At 58.6% G+C, this 10,938-nt stretch carries 10 protein-coding genes and 1 pseudogene; 3 read left to right on the top strand and 8 right to left on the bottom strand.

What is annotated here, in order from left to right; translation table 11 throughout:
* Positions 1-413 (top strand): LysR substrate-binding domain-containing protein (locus tag SB753_RS34180; RefSeq protein ID WP_410804440.1); only part of this gene is annotated, 413 nt, incomplete at its 5' end.
* Positions 414-479: 66 nt separating this feature from the next.
* Here SB753_RS34180 and SB753_RS34175 read toward each other — a convergent pair.
* Together SB753_RS34175 and SB753_RS34170 are read right to left on the bottom strand one after the other, a co-directional pair.
* Positions 480-614 (bottom strand): hypothetical protein, encoded by a 135-nt coding sequence (locus SB753_RS34175; protein WP_410804438.1) that lies wholly within the window; start codon positions 612-614, stop codon positions 480-482.
* On the bottom strand, positions 615-722 hold the full coding sequence (locus SB753_RS34170; protein WP_410804437.1) for a winged helix-turn-helix transcriptional regulator: 108 nt from the start codon (positions 720-722) through the stop codon (positions 615-617).
* Between the two features lie 1,324 nt (positions 723-2,046).
* On the opposite strand from SB753_RS34170, the gene SB753_RS34165 reads away from it, so the two are divergent.
* Positions 2,047-3,141 (top strand): RNA-guided endonuclease InsQ/TnpB family protein, encoded by a 1,095-nt coding sequence (locus SB753_RS34165; protein WP_410804446.1) that lies wholly within the window; start codon positions 2,047-2,049, stop codon positions 3,139-3,141.
* A 14-nt stretch (positions 3,142-3,155) separates the two neighbouring features.
* Here SB753_RS34165 and SB753_RS34160 read toward each other — a convergent pair.
* From SB753_RS34160 to SB753_RS34145, 4 genes and pseudogenes are all read right to left on the bottom strand, one after another.
* Positions 3,156-3,430 (bottom strand): annotated as a pseudogene (locus SB753_RS34160) (IS5/IS1182 family transposase); the annotation flags it as partial.
* 406 nt (positions 3,431-3,836) lie between these two features.
* A complete protein-coding gene (locus SB753_RS34155; RefSeq protein ID WP_410804435.1) occupies positions 3,837-5,192 on the bottom strand; it encodes a sensor histidine kinase in 1,356 nt (451 codons plus the stop codon).
* A gap of 369 nt (positions 5,193-5,561) precedes the next feature.
* Positions 5,562-6,242 (bottom strand): response regulator transcription factor, encoded by a 681-nt coding sequence (locus SB753_RS34150; protein WP_410804444.1) that lies wholly within the window; start codon positions 6,240-6,242, stop codon positions 5,562-5,564.
* A gap of 886 nt (positions 6,243-7,128) precedes the next feature.
* On the bottom strand, positions 7,129-7,545 hold the full coding sequence (locus SB753_RS34145) for a nuclear transport factor 2 family protein (protein WP_410804434.1): 417 nt from the start codon (positions 7,543-7,545) through the stop codon (positions 7,129-7,131).
* A 249-nt stretch (positions 7,546-7,794) separates the two neighbouring features.
* Between SB753_RS34145 and SB753_RS34140 the strand changes: the two genes are divergently transcribed.
* Entirely contained in the window at positions 7,795-8,736 is a 942-nt protein-coding gene (locus tag SB753_RS34140) for a LysR substrate-binding domain-containing protein (RefSeq protein WP_410804442.1), read from the top strand.
* Positions 8,737-9,006: 270 nt separating this feature from the next.
* On the opposite strand, the gene SB753_RS34135 is transcribed toward SB753_RS34140, so the two are convergent.
* The gene (locus tag SB753_RS34135) at positions 9,007-9,225 is read right to left on the bottom strand and encodes a hypothetical protein (RefSeq protein WP_410804432.1); all 219 of its coding nucleotides are present in this window, start codon (positions 9,223-9,225) and stop codon (positions 9,007-9,009) included.
* Between the two features lie 510 nt (positions 9,226-9,735).
* Positions 9,736-10,938: citrate synthase family protein (locus tag SB753_RS34130; RefSeq protein ID WP_410804431.1), on the bottom strand; the 1,203-nt coding region annotated here is incomplete at its 5' end.

Raw genomic sequence — 10,938 nt, 5'->3', positions numbered from 1 at the left:
GATCCCGCGACGGAGCTTATCGTCTCACCTCGAATAGCGCGAGATACCGCTCCTCATTCTGCGCGCGACGTAACACCATGCACCGTTGCATCAACTATCGGATGGTCTCCGCAGACACGGTTTACGCCTGGGAGTTCGAACGGGACGGCCAGGCCCTGAAGATCGCCGTTGCTGGGCCACTCACGTTTAACGAGCCAGACCTAATGCTTCACGCCGCAGCCGATGGGCTCGGCGTCGCTTATGTTCTGGAACACGAGGCCACAGACTGGCTTGCATCTGGCCGGCTGGTGCGCCTGCTAAATGACTGGACGGCCCCGTTTCCGGGCTTCTACCTTTACTACCCTTCCCGCAAGCAGATTTCTCCGGTGCTTGCAGCACTCCTGACGCGTTTGCGGAGACGGCAACCTTTGTAGTCTCAAGCGGAAGTGAACACCTGGGCCAGTGACCAGAAGCAGTTGATGACGTGTGCGCATCTTCATCTACTCTTCCTGACGGGCCTCTTGCCCCTCGTCATAAACTTCCTGTGCCTGCTCGATTTCATGCAAATGCTTGATCGACCATTCATAGACCGCGCTGAACGGAACCTGCAACGTACGACCGAGTTCGGTGATCAATTACTCGACGGCGACTGGCGACGTATCGAGCACCTTCCGGGCGATCAGTCCATTGCCCTCCAGACGCCGCAAGGCTTGCGTGAGCGTCTTCTGCGTAATTCCTTCCATCCTTCATCTTATTTCGTTGAAGCGCGTAGGTTTCTCGATAAGGAGCGTAAGGATCATGACTGACCATTTGTTGGCAACCTGATCGAAGAAAGAGCGCGCGGCACAGTCCGCGAAGAACACTGTATCCACCTGGCACGTCATGCCGATATCCCTCCGTATCTGCGCAGTGATTCGTATAGCGACTCGACGCTCATCGAGCGCTCCCGCTTCGCGGTCGAGATCCTCAAGGCAATCCGTGCGGTAGTGAACCCCGGGTTTCCGGTCATTCTGCTCCTCTCGCAATGGAAGCCAAAGGACTTCAACCCGCGGCTCGCCAGTACGCCACCGATACTCGAACAGTGGCTCGGCGTGTTCGTCGACGCGGGTGCCGATGCATTTCACCTCTCGCAGCCGAAATTCTGGCAACCTGCCTTTCCCGAGTTTGAGGACCAGCTCAATCTGGCGGGCTGGGCCAAGAAGCTCGTGGGAACCACATCCATCACGGTCGGCTCAGTGGGACTAAGCGGAGACGTCTACGAATCCTTTGCGGGAAAGAGTCAGCGATCTGATCGGACCGCCCTAGCCGTATCTTCTCAAGCCATGCAGGGTCCTGCAGCAACGGACGGCCGACTGCGACCAGCTCGAACTCTCCCCGCTCGAGTCGTGCGACAAGTCCGTTCATCGATACAGCGCGGGCGCTCTTTCTTTCGGGATTGAAGATCATGCTCGCGATACAAACACTCGCAGACGAAGGGGTCCATCGTGCCAAGGAAAATCGTGGCACGATGGAATTGCGTACCGTTACCAGGCCAAACACTGCGGCGTCGCCGAGCGTCCGCGCAACAGGTTAACCGCGACTGCTGGCTCGACATGCTACTGATAGTGCGTCTGCTTTTTGTACACGGTGCGCGTCAGTCCGCACAGCGCTGTCCATGCAACTCTAGATGCAACTGAACTAGCCATGCATTAGGACAGTCATCGGGGACATAGACTGCGCCATCGGCCTCATTTTTCCGCCTGATCGTCCTCCCACGAACGGCGGCATAGAATGCGCGTCTGGCCCACCATCTGAATATAATCATGATGACTAGAGCGACGGCAGCGGTACATGTCTGCCACCACGAGTACGACATTCCATCACCGAGGAGATCTGATATTGCGGCAAATCCAAAACACGGAACCATAGCAATACTTGCCGATATCGAAAGAAGCACTACGTTCGCGCGAATCGTCGTCAAGGTGCTGGCTTTCATCAGATTCGCTCAGAGAAACCCCGTCCTTCAGGGCGGGGAGTGAAAGGAGCGCCGCTGCTTGACAGCGGCATTCCGTGGTTAAAATGACCGATATGATTCTTGTCTATCGCTATCGGGTGAACTCGCTCAACGGTCTGCTCAACAAACAGAGCCGAACCGTGATCTACGTCTGGAACTTCTGCAATGACACGCAGATGCACGCGCTCAGATGGGGCAAGAAGTGGCCAAGCGGGTTCGACCTGAACGTGCTGACCACCGGTAGCAGCAAGGAACTCGGCATCCATTCCGGCACGGTCAACGCAACCTGCCAGCAGTACGCGAAATCCCGCAGCCAGCATCGCCGTCCTTACCTGCGACACCGCGGCCGGAAGTGCCTTGGATGGGTGCCCCTGAAGGGACGCGATCTGAAACGGAAGGGCGAAGCATTTCGCTTCGCCCGGAATACCTTCCGCGTGTTCAGCAGCCGCCCGTTGCCCGAAGGCAAGATCAAGGACGGAACAAACTTTGCTCAGGATTCGCGCGGGAACTGGTTCCTCAACATTGTGATTGAGGTGGCCGACGTACCGGCCCGGCCGATCCGAAGCGGCGTGGGCATCTACCTTGGTCTTAGAGATTTCACCACGCTCTCGAGCGGTGAAAAACTGCCCAACGACCGGTTTGGCCGCGTCGCCGCCGGCAAGCTGGCGAAGGCTCAGCGCGCCCGTAAGCACAAGCGGCATATCGCCAAACTGCACGCGAAAGTCCCCAACGCCCGATCTGATTTTCAGCACAAGCTGGCGCTCGAGCTCGTGCGTCGCTTCGACTACATCGCGGTCGGCAATGTGTCGGCCGCAACACTCGCCAGAACCAGGATGGCGAAGAGCGTCTACGATGCGTCCTGGTCGTCCTTTCGAGACAAGCTGCGTTACAAAGCGATCGCGCACGGGGCTACGTTCGAGGAAGTCAACGAAAGCGGTTCTACCCAGACCTGTTCGTCGTGCGGTTCGAAAGACAGCTCCACGCGGCCGAAAGGTATCGCAGGCCTGCGAATAAGAGAGTGGGCGTGTAGTTGCTGTGGCGTCGTACATGATCGCGATGTCAATGCGGCTCTAAGAGGCGTTGATGCGCATTGTCGTCAGGAATCGCTTACCAGAAGCTTACCGATCAGACGACGCAAGTGCCCTCCTTCACTTCTGCCACGCGACTGAACACCGATCGCAATTACAGACGTAAGACGTTCGAAGCGGATGCGCAGCCATCGAAAGTTGTCAAGCGATGAGATGGTGCGCTGCTTTGCCGAGTGCGCTGCGGTGCCGCTCGCCGCGCCGGGCAATCTGAGTGGCGATGCCAGCTGCGTGTGGCGAACGGCGGTATTGTCGTGATGGTAGCTCCGGTCGCCCCGAACGATGCGCGCTTCGGAAGTGGCCGACGTCGCGCGCCTGCAATGGGCGGGATGGCGTCAACCGGCGCGTGAAGCTGCGTGGCATCGCGGCGGTGGTGCCGCTGAGAGGCTGTCGCGGAATTGGTTAGCGGCCTCTAGCCCAATTCCAGCCAAGGTTCTTTGGCTTGCGCAAAGAGCCCTCCTCGCTTGCCACCCACGCTGACACCCACGCAGGGAATGGCATGTACCAGCCCGCACACACTGGATGTGGCATCGTGAACTGTTGCATCCGTCGGTCTACCCGCGAGCCGAATGTCTTGTGCGTCGACGATGATGTGCTGCCTGCTGCCGGGCTTGTGCTGGTCCGTGGGTTCAGCTGAGTTATCTTGCCGCCGCATGGCGCGAACTGAAGAATGGCCGACGATAACGAGCGCCATATGTGTTAAAACCCGACGCGGCTCCGCCAACAGCGTTTGGCAGATGCGTTGCACAACACCAGCTTTCTTCCGGGCCAGACTTCGCTCATAACCAAACCGTGAACCGAGTTCCAATCGAACGAGTGCGCACTGTCAACCTCCAATCATGCGCCAACGCGATCTCTTTGCATATCGCCAGTCCAAGACCAGCACCATCATGACTTGCATCGGGGGCACGCCAGAATCGCTTGAACAGCAATGGAAGATGGTCCATTCGTATGCCGGGCCCTTCGTCGCATATCTCGATCGACACCCCGTTGATCGTTACCAACACAATGCCATTGGCTGGCGACGCGTTGATCGCATTTTCGATGACGTTCTTGAGGAGAATAAACAAGGCGCTTTTGTCCGCGCGGATTGTGGCGAGCGCGTCGCGCTCCTCGATACGCAGCCTCACCTGCTTGCCATCGGCCTTCGGCGCCAGGTACGCGACGACATCCTGCGCCACATCGATCGTATTAACTTCGGCGAAGTCGAAATTCTGTGCCTCGCTGACTTCAGCAAGATGCAGGAGCTGTCGAACGTGCCGCGACATCAGGTCGATTTCGCGAAACAAAAGGTTCTTTTGCCTGATCTCCGGCTGCAGTTCGATCTGACCACGAATCAACGTCAGCGGAGTTTGCAGCTCGTGCGCCGCAGCCGCAAGAAATTGCTGCTGGACTGTAAAGCCGTTCTCCAGTCGCTCAAGCGCGTCGTTAAACGCGTTGATCAACGGCTTGATCTCAGTCGGAATGCCCTTGACCGAAAGGCGCGTTTTCAGATGATGCGGCGTTATCTGCGCCGCAGCGTCAGACGCATCTCGCAAAGGCTTGAGAACCCGGCCAATGGTAAGCGGTAGCGTCAAGCCAAAAATCACGACCGCGACGAAAAAAATGATTCTGACCGTCGCTGGGATCGGCCTGACCTTTGAGCTGACCAACATCTGGATGAAACGTGTGCTGGTTGCGGTCTGCACATAAAACACAGATTGACCCCGCAGAAGCCGCTGCGTAGCGACGGAAAACCGCTTCCCATTAATATCCGCGTGAACTGACTTGCCGGCGGCTCGAGAAAGGTCGTCGGCCAGCCAGGGACCATCATCTTCTGCCCCTTTTGAGGCCAGCAGGACATGACCCTGCGAATCCAGCACACGATACTTGAGCTCGGTAGGGACGATCTCAAACAGCCATGCTTCGTTGTCGGGAAGGTCTATAGAAGCCGGTAGGCCCGCTTTATCGAACCTGACTCCATTCGTTACCCTGTGGACGTTTTCGGTCAACTCATGGCGGCCCAGCGTTTGCTCTGGATAATGATTGAACACATGTATAACCACTCCAGCGAGCGCAGTCAGGCTGAGCGCAAGTGCGACTATGGTAGTCACCCACAGCCGCGCGGACAGGCTGCGAATCCAGTGATTGAGCATGACGCCCCCAATGTAGAACGGCTATGCAGTGCCGCGAGACGGGTTGATATGGAACATTACGATGCGCGCGCCTAGGGACATGTGACGCAGTCGCCCCTTGGGACCATGCGTGCGCGTCCCTAGTATTCGGATGGAAAACATACCGCTTTCCGTTTCGTCCCGATCGGCGGAAGAACGGCCTGCGGCCGTCGTTCAACTGGCGCCACCGGTGCAGTGGGGGCCCGCCGCCCTAGTGTGGCTTGGCGCATCGCTCTACTCTCGCCAATGCAGATCAGCGCACCAGCGCGCTTGAGACCGCCGCCAGGACGGAACCGTACATGACAGTTTTTTTAGTCCGCGCCGTGGGTCAATGTCGCTCATCAGTAGGCGTCACCCGGAGATCTTCTCGAGGGCAAAACCCGCACCGCGATGATTCGTCAGGCGCGTCCGTGTATTTATCGAGGTAAGCTTCTTACGCAAACGGTGCACGGTAACTTCCAGCGCATTCGGTGTTACGGCGTCTCCCAAGCCCCAGGCGGCATGTTCAAGCGCCGAATGCCGAACCGTTCTGCCCGCCGCTTCGACAAGGCAAAGCATGATCTGCAGTTCGGCAGGCGCAAGCCCGACCGACATGTCACCACAGCGCATTTCGCGTTGCTGCCGATCCACCGTGACGTCGGCGAATGACGCAGTAAGCGCTGTCAGCACTGCTGGTCGGCGCATCAGGGTACGCACTCGTGCAACCAGCTCGCTCATTGCAAACGGTTTGGTTACATAGTCGTCTGCTCCACTCTCAAGACCCTCCACTCGATCGTGCAAGGCATCGCGCGCAGTGAGCATCAGACATGGCGTCATCTGACCTGCAGCCCGCAGCGCACGCAGGAAGGTCAGCCCGTCGCCGTCCGGTAAGCCCCGATCAACGATCATGACCGAGTAGTCGGCCCTGAGAAGGCCATAGGTCGCCTCGGAGATGTTGCGAAACAGGTCGGCCTCGATTCCCACGCCGGCGAGCGCCTGTCTCACCATGTCGGCAAGACGTTCGGAGTCTTCGACAATTGCTACTCGCGACATGAACCTGAACTCATTTGAACTGGTAATTGGGCAAATCTGATTTCCGGGATGAGTCACTTGCTGCTGGGCGAAGATGACGCTGCCAACTGTCGACGCGCAGGCGTCTAAAAAGCGGGCTGTCGCTGCGTTCACCTGGCGCCGACGTAAGCTTCCAATGACACTGATCAGTACACGATGCCACTGTGCACCCGAGATTCGCTGCGCATTTCAGCGCGGGCCCTGCCCTCAACACCCGACGGTCCGCAAACACGTGCGGCACGGCGTGCCGTGCAAGGGCGAGACCGCGACAGAACGCACTGTACCGGACCTGCGCGCTCCTCCGTTTGGGCGCGTCACGTTGTCGGCAATTCCAAAAATCGATGCTTCACACTGTGTGTCACGGGCGCTCCCTCGGATTTCAAGAGGAATATTATGCGAAAAGGCATGCGAGGCGCTCGCAGAACGTCAGGGTCTGAGACCGGAGTGACTATACGGGAGGACGACTTACCAGTTCCTTACCCGCTAGAAAATGATTGCCCACGCAGCGCGATCGATCAAAAGACGTCGCGTTGCGCAATCGCAAAAATGCAGTTGCAATTTTCCTGCATAGTTGCGAAAGCATCCCGTAAGCGACACGATTCCATCATCTATCTCATGGCGCCCTTTACTCATCCACAACTCGAGCTTGCGGTGCTGCCATGACGCCACGGCAAAAGAAGGTTCAAGAGCGTTACATGTGATCGACCAATCTCGCTGATCTCGAAGCGTTGCGGTCCGAGCAGGAGCGCACCGGCTTACCGCAGCGTTTTGAAGCGATAGACGCTAGCTGCGACGAATGGCTTAGGCTGCACATTGTCTCCGAACCCGGCCAGCGCCGCGGTGCCGTTGCGGTCGGGACCGCGATGATTCAGGCAGTTTGGCCCGCTGGAACCAGCATCATCGCCTTCCCTCCCAATCTAGGGGCAAGCTTCTGCTGGACCGCGACGACCGACGGAAGCGGCCGCCATGCGACGGTCATGCTGTCGACAAGGCCCGCTTCATTCAGATGCATGTGATCCATTCCGTCAAGGACGTGATCACCGAGCCTGATCGTGAACACGGCGACGAAGTCGTTCCCGTCGCGCAAGAGCAGCTTTGGTTCGAAGGCGTCAACAGTCGCGAGAAGCTGCGTCAGGACTGTTGCGACACGCTCCTTTCCTTCGAACGGGGCGGGAACGATTGGACTTCTGAGGACGACGCTGTCTGCCATATGGAGCTTGGTCCCTTCGACGTCGCGATTGCCCATGGCCTCGAGGTAAGCGTCGAGATGTTCAGTGGTGACCATAACCGTGTTCTCCTGATTAAACCGGTGTGCCGGTACGGCGCGTTGAGGTGCCAAAACGCTGACGCCCCCCGCGCGATCACGGCACCGTTTGCGCCGCGGACTGAATGACGCGCGACCGGCATTCCTGCACAGGCCTGCGGTCGTTCAAATCCATCGTACGCCATTGACCCATCATCATAAATTGGGGTAGCGTTCACGTTAGCCATGACAAAAATGTCATGAATAACGCGTGGGGCTCATGTGGAAAATTTGAGTGCGCTGGGAGGGCTGCAAGTCTTTGTGCACACTGCGCGAACCCGGAGCTTTGCCGACACTGGGCGGGAGCTTGGCATCTCGGCGTCGGCCATCAGCAAAAGCATCTCGAGGCTTGAAGAGCGCGTTGGTGTGCGGCTCTTCCAGCGCAGCACGAGAAGCGTCCGGCTGACGTCCGAAGGCGAGGTGTTTCTGGACAGGTGCCGACGGATTTTCGGGGAGGTTCAGGCGGCCGAAGATGAGCTCAGTGTAATGGCCCGGCATCCGCGAGGGCGGTTAAGGGTGGGGTTGTCGCATTCGGCGGGGCTACCATTTCCCGTGCTTTCAGCCTTCATGCAGCAGCATCCGGAGATTGAACTCGACCTTGATTTCACTGATCGACTGGTCGATGTAATCGATGAAGGATTCGATGTCGTGATTCGCGGGAGCGCACTTCGGGATTCACGGCTCGTCTCTCGCCCGCTGGGTTCCTGGCGCGCCTGTCTGGTCGCCTCGCCGGAGTATCTGAAACGAAAGGGAACCCCAGCGAATCCGGATGATCTTTTTAATCATGCCTGTTTGCACTATCGCTGGACGCCCACCGGAAAACTGTATCAATGGCCGCTGCGGTCTTCGACATTCATGGCTGCGGACTCGTCGTTGCCTTTGTCGATGGTATGCAACAGCCTGGACATGTTGATTTATATGGCGCTGGCTGGGCGCGGGATTGCATGCGTGCCTGACTTCTCGGTCAAGAACGCGCTCGCCGATGGATGCCTGAAAACCATACTGGACCCGTACGTGAGGGATTCCAACAGTATCCACGTGGTGTGGCCCAGCAGCCGGAAAATGACGCCCAAGGTGCGGGTATTCGTGGATTTTGTGCACGCCCATTTCGGCAAGTGCCTGGTCACCAAAGCAGACGAGCCGAAACAACAAAGGGTTCGGCGACCTGCTTGAATGCAGACGTTGCGGGAATGGTGCACGTGGGGTAAAGGCGGCGACGAACTGGACCCGCGGACTGTGTTGCAAATAGGCCACGCTGCGACGTTTGTCGCAAAGACCTCTCCCGAAAGGCGCTATTTGTCTGGTTGCGGCGGAGGTGGATACGAGCGACCTGATCGAGGCGTTTGCCAGAGGTACGATACTGCAATAGCCACCATGTGTGCTTCTGCCCGTGGCCCCGTCCCCGCTAGAAAGTGGCTCGGGCGGCGATATCGTGAGCGGTCGTCACCCGCATTCGAGAGACTGGTGTTCAACGAGAGTGTCGAGTGCGCGATTGCCATCGCGACGCGCATCAGCTTCGTGAGTGAACGTCACTTCGCTGTACGCAAGAACCTTGAACCCGCTACCTGCGACGCGAGGGATAGCGATTCCCCAATGCCATCCCCCTTCCTGTTTGAAGACGTGCAGCGTTAGATGTGGCGCCGACGTTTGGGCTGTGCCCATACATGTCCTCCTTCTCCCAATTACGGTCTCAGCCGGAGAGAGGTCCCCAGCCCAAACTCAGATCGCAATGAGATGCGGAATCTTGAACTACCAATCCGGAAGCGACTCATCCTACATCCGTGCGGATAATTCACCAGCATGATCTGTACTGTTCCGAACGAGGCGCTCATGCGTTTAGCGCTGAAAGCGAAGGGCCAAATCCGGGTCGAGTGGTGACGCTCCGGACCTGCCAGTTTGCCAATGGGTACCGCTCCCGAACCCTGCTGCTAAAAATGTGGCAGGTTACCGTCCAGAACCCGGGACATTCCTGTTTCGGCGATACTCGCAAAAACCGGTGCAGTTTTCAGCATGCGCCGCGTTGTCATCATCACCGAAATCGCCCCAGTTAGACCCTTCTGGTCGACGTATCCACCGCCTGCTCATGCTGTCTCCGTGAACCCCAGTTTTCGCTGAACATACAATTCACGATGGGAGTATGTCAATATCGATGGCTAAAATCGATATAAACTTTCAGACCGGCAGTATCCCCTTGTAGTTGACCTTCCAGCGTACCAGCGGCATTTCGTTCTGCTGCTCCCACGCATGCGCCACCCAACCGGCAATACGCCCCAGCCGCACCAGGTTCGCGTCCGGCTCAGCGCCGATGCGGCGGTTCACATAGGCGGCCAGCAGCGCGAAATCCGGTTGCTGGCCCGTCAGTTCGATGGCGAGGCTGATGGCGCGCTCGAAGCGTGCGAAGTTTCGATCAGTAGCCAGCAGGGTGCGCAACGCGGACCACAACGCCGCCGAACGTGGATCTGGCGCATCGAAAGGCGAGTAGCCGAAGCCAGGAATGTCTTCACTCTCGCGCACGCGAATCGTGACTGGCCCAGTCGCATCCTGCGCGTTGTCGATTTCGGCCAGGAAGCGGGAAAAGGCCCCGACGCGAACAGCCGGCAAGCGTTTGCCCGTGGCAGCCGAGAGGCCGGCGATCACGCACCGATAGGGTGTTGCGCCGGTACTGGCCGCCGCCCGGGCGACGTAGGTTGCGGGATGTAGCGCCTGATCGGCAGACAGGACGAGCACCCTGCGTGCGGCATCCTCGAGTTTGGGCCCGCATTTTGTCGTCGCACCAATGTAGCGATGCAGCGGCAGCCCGGCCGGAGATGACTGTCCCAGCATCCAGGCCGCGAACCAGCGCAACACGTCTGCCCCGGAGCGAAGAAAGCCATGCTTGCCAAGATCGTGCGCGCGAGGATTCGCCGCCTCGATGGCGGGCAGCAGCATGATGGCGCGGTCCAGCGCACCAAAGTTGCTACAGGCCTTGAGCAGTGCATCACTGTGCGGAGGCAGCGGGGTTGCTGGGGCTTCAAAGGGATCGAAGTCGCCGACATCCCACAGCAGCCGGGCAACGTCCTCCAGGGTGGCCTCTTCCGCCAGATCGATGGCGCTCACGCCGCGATAGAACGAGCCGGCCTCTGTCATCAAGGTGATAGCCGAGGAACCCGTAAGACCCGGCGCGGTGTCGCGAGCCGAGGCAGGCGCGACTCCCGACCTGATCTGTTCAATGTCCGAGCGCAGGTAGCGGCTGACCCGGCTGCCGCGGGTCTTGTGCGCGCGGATGTTCTTGCGGCTGACATAGGTATAGAGCGTGGGCACGCTGACATTCAGTGCATTCGCGGCTTCTTCCGCCGTCATGTAAAGGCTGTCACTGGAGCCCAGTGGTACGGGAGC

The organism is Paraburkholderia sp. SIMBA_053, assembly GCF_046534895.1.
Classification (GTDB): Bacteria; Pseudomonadota; Gammaproteobacteria; order Burkholderiales; family Burkholderiaceae; genus Paraburkholderia; species Paraburkholderia caledonica.
The sequence above is the reverse complement of the archived record's forward strand: the minus strand, read 5'-3'. Positions and strand labels throughout refer to the sequence as shown.

Excerpts from the sequence above, each read along its gene's own strand:
- SB753_RS34170 (WP_410804437.1), bottom strand. The coding sequence starts at position 722 with ATGGAAGGAATTACGCAGAAGACGCTCACGCAAGCCTTGCGGCGTCTG.
- SB753_RS34165 (WP_410804446.1), top strand. The coding sequence starts at position 2,047 with ATGATTCTTGTCTATCGCTATCGGGTGAACTCGCTCAACGGTCTGCTC.
- SB753_RS34155 (WP_410804435.1), bottom strand. The coding sequence starts at position 5,192 with ATGCTCAATCACTGGATTCGCAGCCTGTCCGCGCGGCTGTGGGTGACT.
- SB753_RS34150 (WP_410804444.1), bottom strand. The coding sequence starts at position 6,242 with ATGTCGCGAGTAGCAATTGTCGAAGACTCCGAACGTCTTGCCGACATG.
- SB753_RS34145 (WP_410804434.1), bottom strand. The coding sequence starts at position 7,545 with ATGGTCACCACTGAACATCTCGACGCTTACCTCGAGGCCATGGGCAAT.
- SB753_RS34135 (WP_410804432.1), bottom strand. The coding sequence starts at position 9,225 with ATGGGCACAGCCCAAACGTCGGCGCCACATCTAACGCTGCACGTCTTC.